General features: G+C 70.8%; 25 protein-coding genes and 1 pseudogene. 13 read left to right on the top strand and 13 right to left on the bottom strand.

Annotated elements, in window-relative coordinates; translation table 11 throughout:
• Positions 1–60: 60 nt before the first annotated feature.
• Entirely contained in the window at positions 61–261 is a 201-nt protein-coding gene (locus ACIQMJ_RS24205) for a hypothetical protein (RefSeq protein WP_499763275.1), read from the top strand.
• A gap of 85 nt (positions 262–346) precedes the next feature.
• On the opposite strand, the gene ACIQMJ_RS24200 is transcribed toward ACIQMJ_RS24205, so the two are convergent.
• Entirely contained in the window at positions 347–571 is a 225-nt protein-coding gene (locus ACIQMJ_RS24200) for a hypothetical protein (RefSeq protein WP_499763274.1), read from the bottom strand.
• Positions 572–900: 329 nt separating this feature from the next.
• On the opposite strand from ACIQMJ_RS24200, the gene ACIQMJ_RS24195 reads away from it, so the two are divergent.
• Positions 901–1,653, top strand: a complete 753-nt coding sequence (locus ACIQMJ_RS24195) for a helix-turn-helix domain-containing protein (protein ID WP_499763273.1) — start codon at positions 901–903, stop codon at positions 1,651–1,653.
• Between the two features lie 56 nt (positions 1,654–1,709).
• On the opposite strand, the gene ACIQMJ_RS24190 is transcribed toward ACIQMJ_RS24195, so the two are convergent.
• Positions 1,710–2,696, bottom strand: coding sequence for an aldo/keto reductase family protein (locus ACIQMJ_RS24190; RefSeq protein WP_499763272.1), 987 nt, complete (start codon positions 2,694–2,696; stop codon positions 1,710–1,712).
• 49 nt (positions 2,697–2,745) lie between these two features.
• On the bottom strand, positions 2,746–3,381 hold the full coding sequence (locus ACIQMJ_RS24185; RefSeq protein ID WP_073886504.1) for a DUF3043 domain-containing protein: 636 nt from the start codon (positions 3,379–3,381) through the stop codon (positions 2,746–2,748).
• 42 nt (positions 3,382–3,423) lie between these two features.
• On the opposite strand from ACIQMJ_RS24185, the gene ACIQMJ_RS24180 reads away from it, so the two are divergent.
• Together ACIQMJ_RS24180 and ACIQMJ_RS24175 are read left to right on the top strand one after the other, a co-directional pair.
• Positions 3,424–4,443 carry a glycerate kinase family protein gene (locus tag ACIQMJ_RS24180; RefSeq protein ID WP_499763271.1) on the top strand — a complete coding sequence of 340 codons (1,020 nt, stop codon included), beginning with the start codon at positions 3,424–3,426 and terminating at the stop codon, positions 4,441–4,443.
• 90 nt (positions 4,444–4,533) lie between these two features.
• Positions 4,534–4,908 (top strand): HesB/IscA family protein, encoded by a 375-nt coding sequence (locus ACIQMJ_RS24175; RefSeq protein WP_141978315.1) that lies wholly within the window; start codon positions 4,534–4,536, stop codon positions 4,906–4,908.
• Positions 4,909–4,987: 79 nt separating this feature from the next.
• Here the strand turns inward: ACIQMJ_RS24175 and ACIQMJ_RS24170 are convergent, their stop codons facing one another.
• Together ACIQMJ_RS24170 and ACIQMJ_RS24165 are read right to left on the bottom strand one after the other, a co-directional pair.
• Complete coding sequence (locus ACIQMJ_RS24170; RefSeq protein ID WP_499763270.1) at positions 4,988–5,161, bottom strand: hypothetical protein; 174 nt, start codon at positions 5,159–5,161, stop codon at positions 4,988–4,990.
• A gap of 73 nt (positions 5,162–5,234) precedes the next feature.
• Positions 5,235–6,416, bottom strand: coding sequence for an MFS transporter (locus ACIQMJ_RS24165; RefSeq protein ID WP_499763269.1), 1,182 nt, complete (start codon positions 6,414–6,416; stop codon positions 5,235–5,237).
• A 71-nt stretch (positions 6,417–6,487) separates the two neighbouring features.
• On the opposite strand from ACIQMJ_RS24165, the gene ACIQMJ_RS24160 reads away from it, so the two are divergent.
• Positions 6,488–6,907, top strand: coding sequence for a MerR family transcriptional regulator (locus ACIQMJ_RS24160; RefSeq protein ID WP_499763268.1), 420 nt, complete (start codon positions 6,488–6,490; stop codon positions 6,905–6,907).
• 62 nt (positions 6,908–6,969) lie between these two features.
• On the opposite strand, the gene asnB is transcribed toward ACIQMJ_RS24160, so the two are convergent.
• Positions 6,970–8,898, bottom strand: a complete 1,929-nt coding sequence (gene asnB, locus ACIQMJ_RS24155; protein WP_499763267.1) for an asparagine synthase (glutamine-hydrolyzing) — start codon at positions 8,896–8,898, stop codon at positions 6,970–6,972.
• Positions 8,899–9,104: 206 nt separating this feature from the next.
• Between asnB and ctaC the strand changes: the two genes are divergently transcribed.
• Together ctaC and ACIQMJ_RS24145 are read left to right on the top strand one after the other, a co-directional pair.
• A complete protein-coding gene (gene ctaC, locus ACIQMJ_RS24150) occupies positions 9,105–10,037 on the top strand; it encodes an aa3-type cytochrome oxidase subunit II (RefSeq protein ID WP_499763266.1) in 933 nt (310 codons plus the stop codon).
• A 12-nt stretch (positions 10,038–10,049) separates the two neighbouring features.
• Entirely contained in the window at positions 10,050–10,466 is a 417-nt protein-coding gene (locus ACIQMJ_RS24145) for a cytochrome c oxidase subunit 4 (RefSeq protein ID WP_499763265.1), read from the top strand.
• Between the two features lie 52 nt (positions 10,467–10,518).
• Here the strand turns inward: ACIQMJ_RS24145 and ACIQMJ_RS24140 are convergent, their stop codons facing one another.
• Both ACIQMJ_RS24140 and ACIQMJ_RS24135 read right to left on the bottom strand, forming a co-directional pair.
• Entirely contained in the window at positions 10,519–11,187 is a 669-nt protein-coding gene (locus ACIQMJ_RS24140) for a lysophospholipid acyltransferase family protein (protein WP_499763264.1), read from the bottom strand.
• A 61-nt stretch (positions 11,188–11,248) separates the two neighbouring features.
• Positions 11,249–12,142 (bottom strand): MBL fold metallo-hydrolase, encoded by an 894-nt coding sequence (locus tag ACIQMJ_RS24135; protein WP_499763263.1) that lies wholly within the window; start codon positions 12,140–12,142, stop codon positions 11,249–11,251.
• Between the two features lie 83 nt (positions 12,143–12,225).
• Between ACIQMJ_RS24135 and ACIQMJ_RS24130 the strand changes: the two genes are divergently transcribed.
• Positions 12,226–13,098 (top strand): LysR family transcriptional regulator, encoded by an 873-nt coding sequence (locus ACIQMJ_RS24130; protein ID WP_499763262.1) that lies wholly within the window; start codon positions 12,226–12,228, stop codon positions 13,096–13,098.
• Between the two features lie 139 nt (positions 13,099–13,237).
• On the opposite strand, the gene trpD is transcribed toward ACIQMJ_RS24130, so the two are convergent.
• The 3 genes and pseudogenes from trpD to ACIQMJ_RS24115 form a co-directional block, all read right to left on the bottom strand.
• Entirely contained in the window at positions 13,238–14,290 is a 1,053-nt protein-coding gene (gene trpD / locus ACIQMJ_RS24125; protein WP_499763261.1) for an anthranilate phosphoribosyltransferase, read from the bottom strand.
• A gap of 7 nt (positions 14,291–14,297) precedes the next feature.
• Positions 14,298–14,708, bottom strand: a complete 411-nt coding sequence (locus ACIQMJ_RS24120; RefSeq protein ID WP_360460710.1) for a hypothetical protein — start codon at positions 14,706–14,708, stop codon at positions 14,298–14,300.
• Between the two features lie 67 nt (positions 14,709–14,775).
• A pseudogene (locus ACIQMJ_RS24115) lies at positions 14,776–15,153 on the bottom strand (hypothetical protein); the annotation flags it as partial.
• Positions 15,154–15,237: 84 nt separating this feature from the next.
• Here ACIQMJ_RS24115 and ctaE point away from each other — a divergent pair.
• From ctaE to ACIQMJ_RS24090, 5 genes are all read left to right on the top strand, one after another.
• The gene (ctaE, locus tag ACIQMJ_RS24110; protein WP_499763260.1) at positions 15,238–15,846 is read left to right on the top strand and encodes an aa3-type cytochrome oxidase subunit III; all 609 of its coding nucleotides are present in this window, start codon (positions 15,238–15,240) and stop codon (positions 15,844–15,846) included.
• A 44-nt stretch (positions 15,847–15,890) separates the two neighbouring features.
• Positions 15,891–16,700 (top strand): cytochrome bc1 complex diheme cytochrome c subunit, encoded by an 810-nt coding sequence (qcrC, locus tag ACIQMJ_RS24105; protein WP_499763259.1) that lies wholly within the window; start codon positions 15,891–15,893, stop codon positions 16,698–16,700.
• Positions 16,697–17,821, top strand: coding sequence for a cytochrome bc1 complex Rieske iron-sulfur subunit (gene qcrA, locus ACIQMJ_RS24100; protein WP_499763258.1), 1,125 nt, complete (start codon positions 16,697–16,699; stop codon positions 17,819–17,821). Before qcrC ends, qcrA begins: the two co-directional genes overlap by 4 nt.
• The gene (qcrB, locus tag ACIQMJ_RS24095; protein WP_499763257.1) at positions 17,818–19,488 is read left to right on the top strand and encodes a cytochrome bc1 complex cytochrome b subunit; all 1,671 of its coding nucleotides are present in this window, start codon (positions 17,818–17,820) and stop codon (positions 19,486–19,488) included. The genes qcrA and qcrB overlap by 4 nt, the downstream gene beginning before the upstream one ends.
• A gap of 65 nt (positions 19,489–19,553) precedes the next feature.
• Complete coding sequence (locus ACIQMJ_RS24090; protein WP_499763256.1) at positions 19,554–20,030, top strand: HAD domain-containing protein; 477 nt, start codon at positions 19,554–19,556, stop codon at positions 20,028–20,030.
• 166 nt (positions 20,031–20,196) lie between these two features.
• On the opposite strand, the gene ACIQMJ_RS24085 is transcribed toward ACIQMJ_RS24090, so the two are convergent.
• Both ACIQMJ_RS24085 and ACIQMJ_RS24080 read right to left on the bottom strand, forming a co-directional pair.
• Positions 20,197–20,481, bottom strand: coding sequence for an Lrp/AsnC family transcriptional regulator (locus ACIQMJ_RS24085; RefSeq protein WP_053718754.1), 285 nt, complete (start codon positions 20,479–20,481; stop codon positions 20,197–20,199).
• Between the two features lie 42 nt (positions 20,482–20,523).
• Positions 20,524–22,227, bottom strand: a complete 1,704-nt coding sequence (locus ACIQMJ_RS24080; RefSeq protein ID WP_499763255.1) for a DEDD exonuclease domain-containing protein — start codon at positions 22,225–22,227, stop codon at positions 20,524–20,526.

Raw genomic sequence — 22,227 nt, 5'->3', positions numbered from 1 at the left:
CGTGAGGACATAGCCTGACCGGGAACGTTACCCGTACGGAGCAGCGCGAGGAGGCCCGTCATGGAGTACCGGTGGCGGTACCAGGACGAGCACGGTCAGGAGATCGACGGCCCGGTGGTCTCCTTCCCCGACCAGACCGCCGCCGAGGACTGGTTCTCCTCCGCGTGGGTCGAACTGCGGGAGGCCGGTGTCGCGCAGGTGACGTTGCTGCGCAGCGAGTCCGAGGTCTACGGCCCGATGTCCCTCGCCCCGGCCGAGTAGCCGTCGGTCGGGATCGGGCCGGCCGACGTCCAGGGAACGGGCAGTCCGGGTGCACCACTGCCCGTCCGCCTGGGACACGGGTGAGCTAGTCCAGGCTCATCGCGGCGGCCAGCCGCCGCAGCTCCGGGATCTTCGCGCCGAGCATCCAGTACAGCTTCTCCGCCGCGTCGGGCGTCAGGGCGACGGTCGCCGTCATGTCGAAGGTGACCTCGTAGTCGCCGTCAGCGGTAACGGATTCCTCGAACTTCGCCTCGCTCATGATCCGGACGTACGACGTCTGCTCGACCGCGTCCGAGGGTCGCATCACCATTTGTGTCAACTCTCCTTCTCTGCGATTGACGTGTGTTCCCGCCCCGCCGCGTCACGCGTTCGTGCAAGCGGCGCAGAAAAGTGAACCGACTTCGGCAATGGCCGCAGTCGCACCGGAAACACCGGTGGTACCGCACGAGCACGACGGCGCCGATCGCGGAAGCGATCAGTGTCAGAGCTGCCCACATCGCCCCTCCCGTTGCCGGATTGGCCGGTGCCGTCGTTCTTACCGGTGTGGTTGAGCGGCTCCGTCGATCGACGCGTCTGGTGAGGTCTGAATCGCTGGTCTGGCGCTGTCTGGTGGCGTGGTCGTGCGGGTGTCTGGTATGAGTGCAGAACCGTCTGGTATCGCCGGACGCGAGCAAGGGGGTGATTGTGTCGCAGGCACTCGAAGTGAGCGGTGCGCGGTTGAGGGCTGCTCGGGAGTACGCCGGGTTCTCGCTCACCCGCATGGCCCAGGCGATCAACTACTCGAAGTCATATCTGGGGCTGGTTGAAACGGGCGTGAACCCGGTTACCCTAGAGGTGGTAGCGGCGTACGAACGAGCATTAGGGGCCGGCGTGTACCGATCGGACATCAATCACCCGCGACTGAAGAAGATCGACGGTCCCGAACACCTGCAACACATTCGGGAAGCGGTGGAATCCGGAGATCCGGACATCTTCGCCCAGGGGCCGACGTCCAGTTCCATCGACGCGGCGGTGGCTCCGGTGCTGGGGCCGAAGGCCATCGAGAACTTCCGCCAGTGGGCCGTCAGCGGTCGGACCTCGACGCTCAGGGCCAACGCGGTGAGCATCTTGGGGTTCCTGCCCGGCAGGGAGAACGCGGACGTGGTCGTCAGCGTGCTGGACAACGACGACGCCGTGCGGCGACTGTGCCTGGCATCTGAAGTGTCCCGGCTGACCCAGTGCGGTTGGGACGTCGCCCTCGCCGTCGCGGACGACCCCGCCGGCGCGCCGGAACCCCGAAGGCTCGCCGCGAAGTTGGCGAAGGAAGCGGTCGACCCGAGGGACACCGAAGCCCGCTGGTGCGCGGGTTACCTCCTGCAGCGCATGGCGGCGATCCTCGGCCCGGACAGCTGACCCCCGGCACGCGGAAGCCCCGCTCGGGAGTCCGAGCGGGGCTGTCCGAGGGCGGGTCAGGGGGTGATGGTGAACCGCGGGTCGGTCTCCACGACGCCCTCGAGCACGTCGTCGATCTTCTTCAGCAGTTCGTCCTCCAGCTTCACGCCGGCGGCCTTGACGTTCTCGTGCACCTGCTCCGGGCGGGACGCGCCGATGATCGCGCTGGCCACGTTCGGGTTCTGCAGGGTCCACGCGACCGCGAGCTGGGCCAGCGACAGGCCCGCCTCGTCGGCCAGCGGCTTGAGCTGCTGGACCTTGGTCAGCACCTCGTCGCGCAGGAAGCGCTGGATGAACTTCGAGCCGGTCTCGTCGGTGGCCCGCGAGCCCTCCGGCAGCGGCTGGCCCGGCAGGTACTTGCCGGTCAGCACGCCCTGGGCGATGGGCGACCACACGATCTGGCTGATGCCCTCGCGCTCGGAGGTCGGGATCACCTGCGACTCGATCACGCGCCACAGCATCGAGTACTGCGGCTGGTTGGAGATGAACGGCACGTTCAGCTCGCGGGCCAGCGCCGCGCCGCGGGCGATCTGGTCGGCGTTCCACTCCGACACGCCGATGTAGAGCACCTTGCCCTGCCGCACGAGGTCGGCGAAGGCGAGCATCGTCTCCTCCAGCGGCACGGACTTGTCGTACCGGTGCGCCTGGTAGAGGTCGACGTAGTCGGTCTGCAGCCGCTTCAGCGAGCCGTTGATCGACTCCATGATGTGCTTGCGGCCGAGGCCCTTGTCGTTCGGGCCGCCGGGGCCGGTCGGCCAGAAGACCTTCGTGAAGATCTCCAGCGACTCGCGGCGCTGCCCGGCCAGCGCGCGCCCCAGCACCGACTCGGCCTTGGTGTTGGCGTAGACGTCGGCGGTGTCGAACGTGGTGATGCCCGCGTCGAGCGCGGCCCGGACGCAGGCCGTCGCCTGGTCCTCCTCGACCTGCGAACCGTGGGTGAGCCAGTTGCCGTACGAGATCTCGCTGATGTTCAGGCCACTGCGGCCGAGGCGTCGGAACTCCATGGCCGGCAGTCTAGTGAGAACTCGTTCGGCAAGCTAATGAACTCCCGGGTCACACCTTGTCGCCGGGGCTCACCCGCGGCTTGGGCACGCGCAGCCTGCGCAGCTGGCTGGCGCGGATGAACGAGTACCAGCCGATGGACAGGCCGCGGGTGGTGTCGTTGGGGAACTTCAAGCGCACCCGGCGGTTGACCATCCGGCCGAGCACGAAACCCTCGACGATCATCGCCAGCAGCATGAACGTGGTCAGCAGCGTGGCGTACTGCTGGATCGCGGGCGCGGGCACGAGCAGGGCCACGAACACCAGGATCGCCAGCGGCATGAACAGGCCCATGAGGTTGCGCCGCGAGTCGACCACGTCGCGGATGTAAGCCTTCACCGGGCCGCGGTCGCGAGGCAGGAGGTACTTGTCCTCGCCCGCCATCATCCGCTGGCGGCGCTCGACCGCCGCCGCGCGCCGCTCCTCCTTCGACACCTTGTTCCCGCGCGCCCGCTTCAACGCCTCGCGCTGCGTGCGGGGCGGTGGCGGGACGGGGCCGCGCCGCTTGCCCTCGGCCTCGCGCCGCTTCGGCGTGGGCCGACCCTTGCCGGGGGTGCGCGACGGATCGGCCGGGGTCACCTCCGCGGAAACGTCCTCGGCGGTGGTGGTCTCGGCGGCTTCGTCGGCGTTGCGGCGCAGGAACCTCACCGCACCAGAGTAGGAGATGCCCCGATAAGTACTGTTCGCGAGGTGCGAGTTGTTATTGCGCCGGACTGCTTCGGCGGAACGCTGACCGCGCGGGAAGTCGCCGAAGCCGTGGCTGAGGGCTGGCGCCGCACCGCTCCCGACGACGAGCTGCGGCTGTGCCCGCTGGCCGACGGCGGGCCGGGTTTCGTGGACGTCCTGCACGCCGCGCTGGGTGGCACCCGGCACACCACGACCGTCACCGGGCCGCTGGGCACGCCCGTGGAGGCGGTGTGGCTGGAGCACGACGGGTCCGCGTACGTCGAGTCCGCCCAAGCCTGTGGCCTGCACCTCATCCCCCCGGACGAGCGTGCCCGGTCCGCCGAGACCGCCACGACCGGGGGCGTCGGCGAGCTGCTCAACGCGGCCGGCGACGCGGGCGTCCACACGATCGTGGTCGGCCTGGGAGGCTCGGGCACCACGGACGGCGGCGCCGGATTGCGCGAGACCGCACGACCGGTGACCGCCCGCCTGGTCGCCGCCGCCGACGTGGAGAACCCCCTGCTGGGCCCGCACGGCGCCGCGCGCACGTTCGGACCGCAGAAGGGCGCGTCACCCGACGCGGTGGAGCGGTTGGAAGCCCGGTTGGCCGCGATGGACGAGCTGGCCGACGTCCGCGACCGGCCCGGCGCGGGTGCCGCGGGAGGTCTCGGCGCCGCGCTGATGGCGCTCGGGGCCACCGTCCGGTCGGGCGCGGGCCTGGTCCGCGCGCTGACCGGGCTGGACGACGCGCTCGACCACGCCGACCTGGCCGTGACCGGCGAGGGCAGCTTCGACTGGCAGTCGCTGCGAGGCAAGCTGGTGACCGCCGTGGCCGGTGGCGCGGCCGAACGCGGCGTGCCGTGCGTGGTGCTAGCGGGCCAGGTCGCGGTGGGTCGGCGCGAGGCGGCGGCGGTCGGCGTGCAGGAGTCGTACGCGGTGGCCGAGCACGCCGGTTCGGTTCAGCGCAGCCTGGCCGACCCGGCCGGCACCCTCGCCGACCTGGCCGCACACGTGGCGAGGCAGTGGTCACACTCCCGGCCGTGACGTCTGTGCGACCATGGGGTCAGGAACAAAGCGGGTACTTCCCGTGTTTGCCCGGAGTAGTTGCCCGCAAAGGACCTCTGAGGGAGAGCCATGACGACCGCTCAGGACGCAGTCACCCCGACTCCTGAAGCCCCGCCCACCCACGGCGTGACGCTGACCGACGCGGCTGCCGTGAAGGCGAAGGCGCTGCTGGACCAGGAGGGTCGCGACGACATGCACCTGCGCATCGCCGTCCAGCCCGGTGGCTGTGCGGGGCTGCGTTACCAGCTGTTCTTCGACGAGCGCACGCTCGACGGTGACGCGCTGCGCGACTTCGGCGGCCTGAAGGTGGCCGTGGACCGCATGAGCGCCCCGTACGTCGAGGGTGCGGTGATCGACTTCGTCGACACGATCGAGAAGCAGGGTTTCACCATCGACAACCCGAACGCGGGCGGCTCGTGCGCCTGCGGCGACTCGTTCCACTGATCGACCCGCTGGACCAGCGCTCCAAGGGAAAGGCCCCCGCCACGTGGCGGGGGCCTTTCCCTTGGGTGCTCGCCGGACCTCAGACGTAGACCTCCAGGTCCGCGACCTGGTCGTAGTTGGCGTCGTCCACCTGCCACGGCGCGGTGGGGTGCGACTCGGGGAGGACCCCGGCCACCGCGCCGCGCAGCTCCTGCGGCACCTCGGTGGAGTCCTCGATCAGCTCGGCCAACGTGTTCGCCTCGGTGTTCCTCACATCGGCGACCGTATGCGCGCCGAGTGCTTGACAAAAGCCCTACCGGGCGGTAGTACCGCCCGGTAGGGCCATCTCACACGTGCGCGGCCAGCGGTGTGGTGGTGCCGGACGTTGCCGGGCGGGCGGCGGTCACCCTGCCGACCACCAGGGCCACCCCCACGCCGAGGATGGTCGACAAGCCGCCGACGGTGCCGACCCACCGCAGGCCGAGCCCGCTGGTCAGCACCACGCCGCCGAGCATCGGGCCCAGCGCCGCGGCCACGTTGAACGCGGAGATGTTCACGGAGGCGACCAGGCCGGCCGCCGAACCCGCCTGGCCCATCAGGTAGGTGTGGATCAGCGGACCGGCCGTGAACGCGCTCGCGCCCAGCACGAACACGCTCACCACGGCCGCGACCTTGCTCTCCAGCATCAGCCCCTGGGCCAGCAGGGCCACGCCGAGCACCGCCAGCGGCACGGGCAGGACGCGGGCGATCCGGTCCGTCGGCACCCGGCCCGCCAGCGTGCTGCCGACCAGCGTGCCCACGCCGTACACCAGCAGCACGCCGGTCACCCAGCCCGGCTCGAACCCGCTGACCTCGCGCAACGCCGGCGCGACGTAGGTGAACGCGGTGATCAGGCCGGTGAACGACAGCACCGTCGTGACCAGCCCCAGCAGCACGGTGCGCCTGCCGAACGCGAACAGGCTGGCCCGCACACCGGGGTCCGGCTCGTGCGCGACCTTCGGCGTGCCCAGCGCGACCCCGGCCAACCCGATCGCGGTCAACGCGCTGACCAGCACGAACGACGCCCGCCAGCCGTAGTTCTGGCCGATCAGCGTGCCCAGCGGGATGCCCAGGATGGTCGACAGCGCGACACCGTTGACGACTTTGGCGATGGCCGCGGTCTGCTTCTCCGGCGGCACCGCGGCGATGGCGACCTGGGACGCCACCGCGAAGAACAGGCCCTGGGCGAGCGCGGCCACCATGCGCGCCGTCATGAGCAGGGCGTAGTCGTCGGCCAGGGCGCTGCCCAGGGAGGCCACCAGGGCCAGCGCCATGACGGAGATCAGGAGCTTGCGGCGCGCGATGCGCCCGGTGAGCACGGTGAGCACGGGACCGCCCAGGGCGACCGAGACGGCGTACGCCGTCACCAGCAGACCTGCGGTCGGCACGTCCACACCGAGGTCGGAGGCGACCTCGGGCAGCACGCCGACGATGATGAACTCGGATGTCCCCACAGCGAATGCGCTGAGCATCAGGATGAAGGCGATCACGGCGACGACGCTAAAGTGTGACACTGACGTCAGGGTCAAGGTTGCGTGATCGAACCCTCTTTCCGACCGGGGTGGGAATAGTGCTGATCGGCGAGCTCGCGGAGAAGACCGGTGCGACGGTGCGCATGCTGCGCTACTACGACCAGCAGGGGCTGCTCACGCCCCAGCGCACGGACTCCCGCTACCGCGTCTACGACGAGTCCGACGTGGAACGCGTCCGCAGCGTCCGCTGCCTCATCAACTCCGGCCTGAACGTGCGCCTGGCCCGGCTGGTGCTCGCGCACGCGTTCGGCCAGGACGTCGAGCTGCCCGAGGACGAGGCGGGCTGCGTGCCGCTGCTGCGCATGCTCAACGACGAGCTGGCGTCCGTCGACGCCCGCATCGAGCAGCTGACCCGCACGAAGGAGCACCTGGGCAGGCTCGTCGCCGACGTCACCGGCATCCTGCGGTCGAAGTGCGTAGCCGAACCCGCGGAGCAGTCGGCCGGTTGAGGCGCGCACGCGAAAGGCCCCCGGCACGCACCGCGCCGGGGGCCTTTCGCGACACCGCGTGACTAGAGCTTGACCGGGTAGTGCGGCTCGGGCACGACCGGGCGGATCCGGCCCTCCACGAAGATCCCGTGCCAGATCATGAACACCAGCAGCGCCCAGATCCGGCGGCTGTTGTCGGCCACGCCCGACCGGTGCTCCTCGATGACCCGCAGCACCGCGCCCTTGTCGATGTACTGGTCGGTCTGCGACTGGCGCACGGTCTCCACCGCCCAGTCGTGCATCTCGTCCTTCAGCCAGTGCCGGATCGGCACCGGGAAGCCCAGCTTGCGCCGGTTGAGCACGTGCGCGGGCACGATGTCGCGGATCGCCCGCCGCAACGCGTGCTTCGTCGTCTCCTTGGTCAGCTTCAGCTCCGACGGCACCTGCGACGCGATCCGGAACACCTCGGGGTCCAGGAACGGCACCCGCAGCTCCAGCGAGTTCGCCATCGTCATCTTGTCGGCCTTGACCAGGATGTCGCCGCGCAGCCACGTGAACAGGTCCACGTGCTGCATCCGCGTCACCGGGTCCCAGCCCTCCGACTCGCGGTAGGGCTGAGCGGTCACGTCCTTGTGCGACACGTTCGGGTCGTACGTGCGCAGCACCTGCCGCAGCTGGTCGTCCATGAAGATCCGCGCGTTGCCGTAGTAGCGCTCCTCCAGCGTGAGCGCGCCCCGGCGCAGCAGGTCCTTGCCCCGCACGCCCTGCGGGATCTTGGTCGACACCTTGCCCATGGCCTTGCGCAGCGCGCCCGGCACCTTCTCGAACGGCGCCAGCGACAGCGGCTCCCGGTAGATCGTGTAGCCGCCGAACAGCTCGTCCGCGCCCTCGCCGGACAGCACCACCTTCACGTGCTCGCGCGCCTCGCGGGCGATGAACCACAGCGGCACCAGCGCCGGGTCCGCCACCGGGTCGTCCAGGTACCACGTGATCAGCGGCAGCGCGTCCATCATCTCCTGCGCCGTCACCGCCCGGACCACGTGCTTGACGCCGATCGCGGCGGCCGACTCGGCGGCCACGTCGATCTCGGAGTAGCCCTGCCGCTCGAACCCGGTGGTAAACGTGATCAGGTCCGGGTTGTGCTCCTTGGCCAGCGCCGCGACCACGGTCGAGTCGATGCCGCCGGACAGGAACGAGCCGACCGTCACGTCCGCGCGCATGTGCTTGGCCACCGAGTCGCGCAACGCCTCGGTGATCTCGTCGTACAGCCGGTTCTCGTCCGCCTCGCCGCGCACGGTCCGCGGCCGGAACGTGGCCGGGAAGTACCGCTCGACCACGGGCCTGCCGCCCGGCGTGAGCGTGAACGACGTGCCGGACTCGATGCGGTGGATCTCGCTCTGCAACGACTCGGGCTCCGGCACGTACTGCAGGATCAGGTAGTGCTGGAGGGCCTTCTCGTCCACCTTCGGCCGGATGCCGATCGCGGGCGCCAGCTCCAGCACCGACTTCTTCTCGCTGGAGAACGCCACGCCGCCGGGGCCCGCCGCGTAGTACAGCGGCTTGATGCCGAACGGGTCCCGCGCGCCGAACACGACCCGGCGCGCCTTGTCCCAGATCAGGAACGCGAACATGCCGCGCAACCGCGCCACGGCCCCCGGGCCCCAGTAGTGGTAGGCGGCCACGATGGTCTCGGTGTCGCCGTCGGTGGCGAAGACCGCGCCGAACTGCTTGGTCAGCTCCGCGCGCAGCTCCACGTAGTTGTAGATCTCGCCGTTGAACAGGATCGCGTACCGACCCTGCTGGTCGGGCGGACCCCAGTGCAGGGGTTGGTGCGAGTGCTCGATGTCGATGATGGACAGCCGGTTGAAGCCGAAGACGACCTCACCGCCCTGCCAGGTGCCGCTCTCGTCGGGGCCGCGGTGGCGCATGCAGCGCAGTGCCCCCGCCACCGCCGAGCGCGCCCGCTCGGCCTCGTTCTCGCCAGGGCAAACCAGTCCTACCAGGCCGCACACGCCGTAAACACCCTTCGTGTCGTGTGGAGAAGACTCCAGTATGCCGGGGGCCCGGTGTGTGACCGAAACTGCACTCCACCGGGGCAGCCCCCGACGGGTGATGCGTCGTGCGCTGAGCTACGCTCCCGCATGATCCGGCATGGGGCGTGATGACGCCCTTGCCTGCGAGCTTTTTGACGTTGAGTGGCGCGAGGAGGCGGCGAGCAGTGGGCCTGAAGGAGGGCACCAGGGCAGCCCGGCTGGCGAAGGTCGGCGGGCTGGTCGGCCTGGTCGGCGTCGGGGCCACGGGTTGCTCCACGGAAGAGGTGCTGCGCTTCGGTTGGCCGGTGGCCGTGACGCCGCAGGCCGAGGCGATGCGCGAGCTGTGGACCTGGTCGGTCGTCGCGGCTCTCGCGGTCGGCGTGATCGTGTGGGGCCTGATCCTCTGGTCGGTCGCGTTCCACCGCAAGAAGAGCGAGGAGCTGCCCCGCCAGGTCGCGTACAACCTGCCGCTGGAGCTCGTGCTGCTGGTCGTGCCGACGATCATCGTGGCGGTCTTGTTCTACTTCACCGCCGTGACGCAGAACTACGTCACGGACAAGAGCAAGACGCCCGACGTGACGGTCGACGTGATCGCGTTCCAGTGGAACTGGGAGTTCCAGTACCCCCAGCACAAGACCGAGGCGTCCGACCTGCCGGTGAGCACCGTCGGCACGTCCGGCGAGATCCCGCTGCTGGTGGTGCCGCAGGGCAAGTCGATCCGCTTCAACCTGCGGTCGACCGACGTCATCCACTCGTTCTACGTGCCGGAGTTCCACTTCAAGCGGGACGTCTTCCCCGAGCCGGAGAAGAACAACCAGGACAACGCGTTCCAGATCGACCGGATCGACCGGACCGGGTCCTTCGTCGGGCGCTGCGCCGAGCTGTGCGGCACGTACCACGCGGTGATGAACTTCGAGGTCAGGGCGCTGGAACCGGCCGACTACGACCGGTACATGGAACTGCGCAAGCAGACCAACGCCGACACCGGGCAGCCCTACACGGCGGCCGAGGCGCTGACCGAGATGAACTGCGGTGAGCTCTGCACGCCGTACGCCGTGACGACCAAGCCCTTCGACACCGACCGGACTGTCCGCGAGGCGTCCGACGGTGGGAAGTAGGAGGACGCTGCGATGAAGGTCGAAGCCCGCATTTTCGACTTGGTGATGGGGTTCTCGTTCCTGATGGCCGTCGTGTACGGCTACTGGACGTGGGCGGACACCGGTTTCGTCGAGCCGACCGGCACGGTCGCGCTCGCGCTGACCGGCGGCCTGGCGCTGATCGTCGGCACCTACTTCCGGTTCGTCGCCCGGCGCATCGAGGTCCGGCCGGAGGACAACGCGGACGCCGAGGTCAGCGACGGTGCCGGTGAGCTGGGCTTCTTCAGCCCGGGCAGCTACTGGCCGATCGGTCTGGCGGCGGCCGCCGCGACCGCGGGCGTGGCGCTGGCGTTCTGGCACGTGTGGCTGCTGGTGATCGCCGTGGTGATGCTGCTGATCGCCGTGGGCGGTCTGGTGTTCGAGTACCACACCGGTCCGAGCCACGACTGAGTGAGCGCGAACGAAGGGGGCCACCTCGCCGAGGTGGCCCCTTCGTCGTGCCTCAGGCCGCGGCGGCCGAGTTCTGGTAGCTGTCCACGTACTCCTGCCCGGACAGCTCCAGGATGCGGTAGACGATCTCGTCGGTGACCGAGCGCAGCACCGGCAGCGACTCGTGCATGCCCGCGTACCGGTCGAAGCGCAGCGGCTCGCCGAACCGGACCGTGATGGGGCGCACGCGGGGCAGCTTGCGGTCCACCGGCTGCACCTCGTCGGTGCCGATGAGCCCGACCGGGACGACCGGCGCGCCGGACTCCAGCGCCATCCGGGCCACGCCGGTGCGGCCGCGGTGCAGGCGGCCGTCCAGCGAGCGCGTGCCCTCGGGGTAGATCGCGAACGCGCCGCCGCCGTCCAGGATGTCCTTGGCGGTGTCCAGCGACGCCCTGGCGGCCCGGCCGAGGCCGCGGCGCACGGGGACGTGGCCCAGCGAGCCGAAGAAGTAGCGCGACAGGGCTCCCTTGACGCCCTTGCCCTCGAAGTACTCGGCCTTGGCGAGGAACGAGACCCGGCGCGGCACGACCATGGGGATCACGATGCTGTCGATGAACGACAGGTGGTTCGGCGCGAGGATCACCGGACCGTCGGCGGGCACGTTCTCCAGCCCTTCGACCGTCGGCCGGTAGACCAGCCGCGCCGTGGGCGCCACCACTCGTTTCATCACCGTGTAGAGCATGGGAACAGCATGACCCGCCCCTGTTGCGCGGCGGTGAAAAGGTGGCCGTCGTCTCGGTCGCTCACGCGGGGTGCTCGGCGCACAGGCAGCCGACGCCCTTGCCGATCCACTCGCGACCGACCCACTCCGGGTGCCGGCCGACCACCAGCGCCTCGACCTCCTCGGCGATCGCCGCCTCGTCCATCCCGGACTCGCGGCGCGCCCACGTCTCGTCGCGCAGCAGGCGCAGGTAGTCGCGGACGTCGGCGAGCAGCCGGGCGTCGCCGACCTCGCCGTGACCCGGCACGACCGTGCGCGCGCCCGACGCGACGAGGCGTTCCACGACCGCCAGCCAGCGGGTGCCCGACACGTCGGTGTCGTGCGGCGGGAACCAGGGGAAGATCGCGAACTGGCCCGCCTCCACCAGGTCGCCGGTGAACAGCACGTCCGCGTCCGGCACCCGGACCACCTGGTCGCCCCGGCTGTGCGCGCGGCCGGTGGCGCGCAGCCGCACGACCCGGCCGCCGAGGTCCAGGTCGTGCTCGCGGTCGTAGACGAAGTCCGGCCGCGCGAGCTCGACGCCCACGAGCCGCCGTTCGACCGACTCGGCCAGACCGCGGAACATCGCCAGGTAGCCGGGGCCCTTGCGCTCCAGGTCGTCAGCCTGGTCGCGGTTGAGCAGGAACGTCGCCTCACCCGCGAAGACCTGCGCGCCGAACGCGTGCTCGGGGTGGAAGTGGGTGGTGGTCAGGTACAGCCTGCGGCCCCGCGCCTGGTCGAGCGCGAACTCCAGCACGGCCTCGGCGTTGGCGACGCCCAAGCCGGTCTCCACCACGAGGACGGAGTGCGTGCCGCCGATGACGCCGATGTTCGGCACGAGCGGCACCCCGCCGTCGGGGACGACCAGCAGGTCACGGGCGAGCTCACGGGCGTTGGCCACCCGGACGGCGGGATCGGGCAGTGTCGGTTCGGTCATGCGACCCAGTCCACCCGCGGCGGTGGCGGGGCGTCCAAGCCCGATGCCGCACCGCCGATACCGCGCCGGTATCGTCGCTGGTGATGGACCTCCGCCTGCTGCGCTACTTCGTCGCCGTCGCCGAAGAGCTCCACTTCGGGCGGGCCGCGGCCCGGCTGCACATGACCCAGCCGCCGCTCAGCCGCGCCATCAAGCAGCTGGAAACCGACCTCGGTCACGTGCTGCTGCACCGCTCACCCGCCGGGGTGTCACTCACCCCGGCCGGCACGTCGCTCTACGACGAGGCTCGCACGTTGCTGGCGCAGGCCGAGCAGGCACGCGTCAAGGTGGCCGCGGCGGCGGGCACGGCGACCATCACGATCGGCACGCTCGCCGACAGCGCCGAGCAGGTGGGCACCCGGCTGGCCGCCACCTACCGCGCTCAGCACCCCGGGGTGCTGGTCCACATCCGCGAGGCGGACTTCACCGACCCGACCACGGGGCTGCGGGCGGGCCTGGTCGACGTCGCGCTCACCAGGGCCCCGTTCGACGACGTGGGCATCGTCACGCACGTGCTGCGCAGCGACCCGATCGGCGTGGTGCTGCGCGCGGACGACCCGCTGGCCGGCCGGGGGAGCGTGCGCACGGACGAGCTGGCCGACCGCCGGTGGTTCCGGCTGCCGGAGGGCACCGACCCGGTCTGGCTGGCCTACTGGAGCGGCGGGCGGCACCGCGAGGGGCCGGTCGTGCGCACGGCCCACGAGTGCCTGCAAGCCGTGCTGTGGAACGGCTCCGTGGGGCTCGCGCCGATGGGTCACGCGCTGCCCGAAGGTCTCACGGCCGTGCCGCTGGTCGACTGGCCGCCCAGCCGCCTCGTCGTCGCCTGGGCGGGCACCGACCCGGGCCCGCTCGTCCGCTCGTTCGCCCGCATCGCGGTGGCCGCCTACGGCGACGGGTCGTCGCCAGGGGACCGCTGAGGGGCGCTGGAACCGCCGAGCGGCATTAAGCGGCCGGGGACCGCCGCCGGCGGCGGCCCCGTCGCGTCACCGAGCGAGCGCTGAGCGCAGGTAGAGCCGCCGAGACGCCCAGCGCGCGTTCAGCGGCCGGTGGAGCCGCTCAGGCGTCCGCCAGAGCCGCCTTCAGCTCCGACGACCGCGCCGCCCACCGCCGCAGCAGGTCCGCCGCCGCGCCCGAGTCGATCGCCTCCGCCGCCCGGCCCAACCCGGCGGCGAGATCGGCGTGCAGGTCACCCGACAGCCCGCTGTGCGCCGCGACCGCGCCCGCCGCGTTGAGCAGCACCGCGTCCCGCACCGCACCCGGCTTCCCGGCCACCAGCTCGCGCACCACCTCGGCGTTCACCGAGGCGTCACCACCCTTGAGGTCCTCGGGCAGCGCCGGGGCGATGCCCAGCGCCGACGGGTCGATCCGCTCGGTGCGCACCTCGCCGCCGTCGGCCACCCACACCGACGTCGTGGTGGTCGTGGTGATCTCGTCCATCCCGTCGTCACCGCGCACCACCAGCGTGGTGTTGCCGCGCCGCGCGAAGACGCCCGCGATCAGCGGCGCGAACGCCACCCGCGCGCAGCCCACCAGGCCGACCCGCGGCTGCGCCGGGTTCGTCAGCGGCCCGAGCAGGTTGAACGACGTGGGGATGCCGATCTCGCGCCGCGGCGCGCCCGCGTGCCGGAAACCGGGGTGGAACACCGGCGCGAAGCAGAACCCGATGCCCAGCTCCTCCACCGTCCGCTGCACGCCCAGCGGCGGCAGGTCGATGGCCACGCCCAGCTCTTCGAGCACGTCCGCGGTGCCGCACTTGGACGACGCCGCGCGGTTGCCGTGCTTGACCACCGGCACGCCCGCCGCGGACGTGACGATCGCCGCCATGGTCGAGATGTTCACCGACCCGGAGCTGTCACCGCCGGTGCCGACGATGTCCGCCGCCCGCACGTCCACGGTGAACCGCCGGGCGTGCCGGAGCATCATCGTGGCGATGCCGTCGACCTCCTCGGGCGTCTCGCCCTTGGCCCGCAGCGCCACCGCGAACGCGGCGATCTGCGCGGGCGTCGCGGCACCGGACATCACTTGGTCCATCGCCCACGCCGTGTCGTCCTGCGACAGGTCGACCCGGTCGACGAGCTGGTTCAGCAGTAACGGCCAGGTGCGCTCCACGGCGACATCAGCCCCGGACCACGGGCAACGCCGTCGAGCGCAGCACCTCGGCCACGGTCTCGGCGGCCGCCAGCGGGTCGAGCGGGTGCACCAGCACCGCGTCCGCCTGCGACCACGTCGCCAGCCACCGGTCGTCCTTGCGGCGCACCGCGACCACGATCGGGGGGCAGTCGGTGATCTCGTTCTTCAGCTGCCGGGACAGGCCCATGCCGCCCGTGGGTTGCGCCTCGCCGTCCAGGATCGCCAGGTCGACGCCCCCGTTGTCCATCTCGTAGAGGACGTCGGCGATCGCGCCCGCCTCGACGTACTCGACGCGGCCCAGGTCCGGCGCGGGACGGCGACCCACCGCAGTGATGATCGTCTCACGCACCTCGGGGCGGTGGCTGAACACCAGGATCCTGGTCGTCTGCGTGCTCATCGCGCGATCCTCCGGCGGGTCGGGGTGCCAGGTGGGTCCCGATGTTATCCGGCTGACCATGCGTGACCTGAAGTGCGTCCCACCCGATCCAGTCGCCGCCGAGCCGCTGGGCCAGGCTCGCCATCCGGGCGCGCTCCTGAGCGCAGTGCAACGCGTCCAGCCGCTGCACCCGCAACGCGTGCCAGCGGCCGTCGTGACGAAGCTCCCACCCGTCCGGCGCGAGCAGCTCGCGCGCACGTTCTACCTGGTCAGACGGCAGTTCCAGGTGGTGACGCAGCACTGCGGGCTCGTCCGGCCGCCACCGGGGCGACCTCGCCAGCGCCGCCGAGTCCGCCTCCGCGACGTCGAACGCCTCCACCACGACCGTCAGACCAGGTGAATCGATCTCCAGTGCGGGTACACCCCGCCGTGCCCGGCGATCACGCAACCGGCTCAACAACCCCATGACCGTCCTCACCGTGCGTGTGACCCAGATGACCTGCGTACGTGCCCCGGACCCGATGGGCGGGGCGAAAACCTGCAAGCAATAATGCGTCGTGTGACAACGGCAGCGCCCTCAATCGGCCAGCGCGTGCACTCGCTGAACCGCCCGAACATGGTCAGCGTCGGCACGATCGTCTGGCTGTCCAGTGAGCTCATGTTCTTCGCGGGGCTCTTCGCCATGTTCTTCACGGTGAAGGCCCAGAACGAAGGGCACTGGCCACCAGAGCCGACCCACCTGAACGTGCCCTACGCACTGTTCTTCACGATCATCCTGGTGGCGTCCTCGTTCACGTGCCAGTGGGGCGTGTTCGCCGCCGAGCGCGGCGACGTGTTCGGCCTGCGTCGCTGGTACATCGTGACGCTGATCATGGGCGCGATCTTCGTGGCCGGTCAGGCCGGTGAGTACATCAACCTCGTGCACGAGGGCACCACGATCCCCGGCTCGGCCTACGGCACCGTCTTCTACCTGACGACCGGCTTCCACGGCCTGCACGTGATCGGCGGCCTGATCGCGTTCGGCTACCTGCTGGTCCGCACGAAGCTGAGCAAGTTCACGCCCGCGCAGGCGACCTCCGCGATCGTCGTGTCGTACTACTGGCACTTCGTCGACGTCGTCTGGATCGGCTTGTTCGCCGTCATCTACATCGTGCCCTGACCAGCTCGAACCCCGAACTCACACCAGCAAGGGTTGCCGCACACATGACCACCAACACCACACGGGCCCGGAAGCGCAGCACCAAGCTGCGCAGGCGGATCTCGGGCCTGCTCGCGCTGGGCTTCGCGCTGCTGGCCGCGGGCTTCCTGTTCAGCGCCCTCGCGCCGCAGCCGCAGACCGCGCAGGCGCAGGACGACCCGGCGCAGGTGCGACTGGGCGAGCAGCTCTACAACAACACCTGCATCAGCTGCCACGGCAAGAACCTCGACGGCGTCGAGGACCGCGGCCCCAGCCTCATCGGCGTGGGCGAGGCGGCCGTGTACTTCCAGGTGTCGTCCGGCCGCATGCCGATGGCCCGCCAGGAGGCGCAGGCGCAGCGCAAGCCCGCCAAGTTCACGCCGGAGGAGGTGGACGCGATCGGCGCGTTCATCCAGTCCCGCGGCGGCGGCCCGCAGACGCCCGAGGAGCGCGGTGAGGCGCTGCGCGGCGACGACCCGGCCCGCGGCGGCGAGCTGTTCCGGCTCAACTGCTCGGCGTGCCACAACTTCACCGGCCGCGGCGGGGCGCTGTCGTCCGGCAAGTTCGCGCCCGAGCTCGACGGCGTGTCCGAGGAGCAGCTGTACACCGCGATGCTCACGGGCCCGCAGAACATGCCGAAGTTCTCCGACCGGCAGCTCACGCCGGAGGAGAAGAAGGACATCATCGCTTACATCAAGTCGGTGACCGACGGGAACAACAACCCCGGCGGCGCCCCCCTCGGCGGCCTCGGGCCGGTATCGGAGGGTCTGATCGCGTTCATCGTGGGTATCGCCGCCCTGATCGGCGTGACCCTCTGGATCGGAGCCAAGGCATGAGCGGCGTGAAGCCGAACGAGCTGCCCGACGAGGCGGAACTCGCCGGGATGAGCCGGGACGAGCTGGTCAAGCTCGGCGCCCGCATGGACGGCGTGGACATCGTCCACTACGAGGACCGCTGGCCGGTCAAGGGCACGCGCGCGGAGAAGCGCGCCGAGCGCCTGGTGGCCCTGTGGTTCGCCATCTCGGCGCTGGCCGGCCTCGCGTTCCTGGTGGCGTTCCTCTGGTGGCCGTGGAAGTACGAGGCTCCGAACACCGAGCACCACTTCCTGTACAGCCTCTACACGCCGGTCATCGGCCTCACGCTGGGCCTGGCGATCCTCGGCCTCGGCGTGGGCGCGCTGCTCTACACGAAGAAGTTCATCCCGGAGGAGCTGTCGGTCCAGCAGCGCCACGACGGCGGCTCGTCCGAGGTCGACAAGGCCACGGTCATCGCCCAGCTGGCCGACGCGGGCGAGCGGTCCACGATCGGCCGCCGGTCGCTCATCAAGCGCACGGCGGGCCTGGGTGCCGGTGTGTTCGGCCTCGGCGTGCTCGCCGTGGGCGTGGGCGGCCTGATCCGCAACCCGTGGGCGAACAGCGACTCCAAGGACTCGCTCTGGCACACCGCGTGGAAGTCCGAGAACGGCGAGAAGGTCTACCTGCGCCGGCACACGGGCGACTTCCACGAGGTCGCGCTGGTCCGCCCCGAGGACCTCGACGCCGGTGGTTTCGAAACGGTGTTCCCGTTCCGCGAGTCGGACCGTGACGACGAAGAAGCCCTGGTCCACGCACTGAAGCGGGCCGACAGCCCGGTCATGCTCATCCGCCTGCGCCCCGGCCAGTCGGTGGTCAAGCGCGCCGGCCAGGAGGACTTCAACTACGGCGACTTCTACGCGTACTCGAAGATCTGCACGCACCTCGGGTGCCCGACTTCGCTGTACGAGCAGCAGACCGGCCTGCTCCTGTGCCCCTGCCACCAGTCGCAGTTCGACGTCTTCCACTACGGCAAGCCCCGGTTCGGCCCGGCGACCCGTGCGCTGCCGCAGCTTCCGATCACGGTTGACGAGGACGGATACTTGATTGCCCGCGGCGACTTCATCGAGGCCGTGGGTCCGGCGTTCTGGGAGCGTAAGTCATGAGCGGCATCACCACGCCGACGAAACGGCAGGGCGCGGGCGCCCGCCTGGCGGGTGGCGCCGCCAAGTGGGCTGACGACCGGTATCACGTTGCTTCCGGCATGCGGAAGCAGCTGAACAAGGTCTTCCCGACGCACTGGTCGTTCCTGCTCGGCGAAATCGCGATGTACAGCTTCATCGTGCTGCTGCTGTCGGGCACGTACCTGGCCCTGTTCTTCGACCCCTCCATGGAGGAGGTCGTCTACAACGGCAGCTTCGTCAACCTCCAGGGCATCGAGATGTCCCGGGCGTTCGAATCGACCCTGCAGATCTCGTTCGAGGTGCGCGGCGGCCTGTTCGTCCGCCAGGTGCACCACTGGGCCGCGCTGCTGTTCATGGGCGCGATCGTCGTGCACATGTTCCGGATCTTCTTCACCGGCGCGTTCCGGCGCCCGCGTGAGATCAACTGGGTCATCGGCATCGTGCTGTTCATGCTGGGCGCGATCGAGGGCTTCCTCGGCTACTCGCTGCCCGACGACCTGCTGTCCGGCACCGGCCTGCGGGTGATGGCGGCGCTGCTGATCTCGATCCCGGTGGTCGGCACGTGGACCAACTGGCTGCTGTTCGGCGGCGAGTTCCCGGGCACCGAGGTCATCCCGAGGCTCTACTCGCTGCACATCCTGCTCATCCCCGGCATCCTCCTGGCGCTGATCGCGGTGCACGTGGGCCTGGTCTGGTACCAGAAGCACACCCAGTTCCCCGGCGTCGGCCGCAAGGAGACCAACGTCGTCGGCGTGCGCATCATGCCGGTGTTCGCGGCCAAGGGCGGCGGCTTCTTCGCCGTGGTCGTGGCCGTGACGGCGATCATGGGCGGCGTCTTCCAGATCAACCCGATCTGGAACTTCGGCCCGTACAACGCGTCGCAGGTGTCGGCGGGCGTGCAGCCCGACTGGTACATGGGCTGGACCGACGGCCTGATCCGCCTGTGGCCCGCGTGGGAGCTCTACCTGGGCAACTACACGGTGCCGGCGCCGTTCCTGCCGTTCATCCTCGGTCTGCCGCTGCTGACCGGCCTCGCCGCGGTGTACCCGTGGATCGAGCGCAAGATGACCAAGGACTACGCACACCACAACCTGTTGCAGCGCCCCCGTGACGTGCCGGTCCGGACGTCGCTGGGTGCCATGGCGATCTCGTACTTCATGGTGCTGCTGCTCTCGGGCGGCAACGACATCATCGCGATGAAGTTCGACATCTCGCTGAACGCGATGACCTGGATCGGCCGCATCGGCATGCTCCTGGTCCCGCCGCTGGCGTACTTCATCACCTACCGCATCTGCATCGGGTTGCAGCGCGCGGACCGCGAGGTGCTGGAGCACGGTGTCGAGACGGGCATCATCAAGCGCCTGCCGCACGGCGAGTTCATCGAGGTGCACCAGCCGCTGGGCCCGGTGGACGACCACGGCCACCCGCTGCCCCTGGCCTACCAGGGCGCGTCGGTGCCGAAGAAGATGAACAAGCTGGGTTCGGCCGGGCACCCGGTGCCGGGCAGCTTCCTGACCCCGGACCCGGTGGAGGAGACCGCCGCCCTGGCCCGTGCGCGGGCCGAGCGCGGTGTGTCGGCGGACGCCCTGTCCGGCGAGAACAAGCCGGCGGGCGAGCTGGCCGGGAAGCCGGCTCAGCCGGAGGACTGACCCGTCCGTTCGTCGTGGAGGCCCCGCACCGGTTCCGGTGCGGGGCTTTCCCGTTAAGGTGCGGCGTGCCCACGCGTCCGCTGCTCTTCCTCGACGTGGACGGTCCGCTCATCCCGTTCGGCGGCGTCGGGCACCTGACCCACGGGCCCGTTCCGGCCTCGGGGAACCCCCTCCTGACCAGGGTGAACCCCGATCACGGCCGGCGGCTGGCCGCGTTGCAGTGCGACCTGGTGTGGGCGACGACGTGGCAGGAGGACGCGAACGAGTCCGTCTCACCCCTGCTGGGCTTCCCGCCGCTGCCGGTCGTGCCGTGGCCGGAGGAGGAGCCGCCCGCAGGCGTGCACTGGAAGACACCGGCACTGGTCGCCTGGGCCGCTGGCCGCCACTTCGCCTGGGTCGACGACGACATCACCACCCGGGACCGCGCCTGGGTGGCCGCCCATCACCGGGGTGCCGCGCTCCTGCACCGCGTCGACCCCCGCCTCGGCCTGACCGACGCCGACTTCACCGTGCTCGACGAGTGGCTGCGGCACGACCGCTGAGCCGCCTGACGTGCTGCGGCGGCCCGTCGAGCGCGTGCTTCGCGGGGGTCCCCGCCCAGGGGATCCCTGTTTTTCATCCTGCCGGCCGGGTCTGACAATTCCGGCCGGTGCGGGGTCGTCCGATCAGGTGCCTTCCGACCAGACGTCCCGGGTCAGCGTCCTCGGGTCAGGCGTCTTCGAGGCCGATGGCGAACGCCGCGTCCGTGTCGCGCTTCGAGTACGACCGGAACGAGATGTGGGTGTCCGTGTTCAGCACGCCGGGCACCTTGGAGATGTGGCCGGGCACCAGGTCGGCCAGGTCCTCGTGCCGGGCGACCTTGACCAGGGCGATCAGGTCGACGTCGCCGGCGCACGAGTAGACCTCGGTGACGCCCTCGATGTCGGCGATCGCCTGCGCCGCGTCCGGGATGGTCTCGGCGGCGGCCTGGATCAGCACGATCGCGGTGATCACAGCGGTCCTCCACAAGTCGTCGGGGTATCGACCGCCCACATGCTAGTGGCCCGCCACCCGGTACTGGTCGCGACCGGCCTCGGCGCGGGCCACCCACTCCCGCCACGAGCCGGCGGCGAACGCGGGGGAGGTCCACGGGCGGTCGCAGTGGACCAGCCGGGTGCCCGGCCGGTCGATCCACCGCAGCACCACGCCGACCTCCTCGGCGGGCGCGCCGAACAGCGGGCCCTCGCCCGGGACCACGGTCTCCGCCGACGCCACCAGCGCGTCCACCACCGGCATCGGCCGCACGCCCCGCCGCGCCACCCCCGCTGACGCCAGCCGCCCGTGCCGCACCACGGCGAACTCCCACCCGCCGGCGCCGTCCGGGCGCGCCGCCACCACCTCCGGCAACGCCGCCAGCCCCGCGAGCCGCTGCGCCCGGTCCAACGACCGCACCAGCGACGACATCCGGTCGCGCCGGGCGGCGGCGTCCTCGAAGCGGTGCGCGGCGGCGAGCGCGTCGATCTGCGCGGTCATGCCGTGCAGCGGCGTCACGTCCGCCCCGGCGACCAGCCGGCGGAAAGCCGAAGCGGCGGGGGAGTAGTCGTCCACCGACTGCCGGCCCGCGCACGGGGCCTTGCACCGGCCCAGCTCGAACAGCGCGCACGGGGTGGCGGAGGCGTTGCGCGCCGGGATGCGGATCGAGCACGCCCGCAGCGGCACGGCCTCCAGCAGCGCCTCCAGGGCCGTCTCGGCCAGCCGCCGGGACCGGAACGGGCCGAACGCCCCCTCACGCGGCGTGCGGACCACGGAGAGGCGCGGAAACGCCTCGTCGGTCAGCACGAGCCACCACGCCTGCCCCTGGTTCTTCGACCGGCGGTTGTAGGCGGGTTTGTGGGCGGTCAGCAGCCGCAGCTCCCGCACCTCCGCCTCCAACGAGTGCGCGCACTCCACCGCGTCGACCCGGACCGCGAGCGACACCATCTCCCTCAGCCGCTTGCGCCCCTCGCTGGCCGTGAAGTACTGCCTTACGCGCCGCCGCAGGTCGGACGCCGTGCCGACGTAGAGCACCTCTTCGGACGGGCCGCGGAACAGGTACACGCCCGGGGTGGACGGCAGGTGCGCGGCCAGGGTCCGCTTGCGCCGCTGCGCGGGCGTCACCTCGGGCAGGTAGGCGACCAGCTCCTCCAGCGAGTGCACGCCGACCGAGCCGACGCGCTCCAGCAGGTGGTGCAGCACCTCGACGGTGGCGCGGGCGTCGACGAGCGCCCGGTGGTTGGGCTGCTCGGCCACGCCGAACAGCTGGGCCAGCGCCGACAGCCGGCAGCTGGGTGCCTCGTCCCGGCTCAGCACCCGGCGGGCCAGCTTCACCGTGCAGACGACGGTCGGCTTGGGCCAGGTGTAGCCGTGCCGGGCGCAGGCGGCCTTGATGAAGCCCACGTCGAAGCCGGAGTTGTGCGCCACCAGCACCGCGCCGGCGGCGAACTCCAGGAACGCGGGCAGCACCGTGGCCAGCCGCGGCGCGCCGGTCACCATCAGCTGGGTGATCCCGGTCAGCGCCACGACCTGCGGCGGGATGCCCCGCTCGGGGTCGACGAGGGTGCCGAACTCGCCGATCACCCGCCCGCCGCGCACCTTGACCGCGCCGATCTCGGTGATCGCGTCCTCGTCCGCCCGGCCGCCGGTGGTCTCCAGGTCGAACACGACGAACGTGGTCTCGCGCAGCGGTGTGCCCAGTTCGTCGAACGTGAGCTGAGTAGTCAT

It is taken from the genome of Actinosynnema sp. NPDC091369 (assembly GCF_044757065.1).
Lineage (GTDB): Bacteria > Actinomycetota > Actinomycetes > Mycobacteriales > Pseudonocardiaceae > Actinosynnema.
This window is presented reverse-complemented; position numbering and strand designations above follow the sequence as displayed.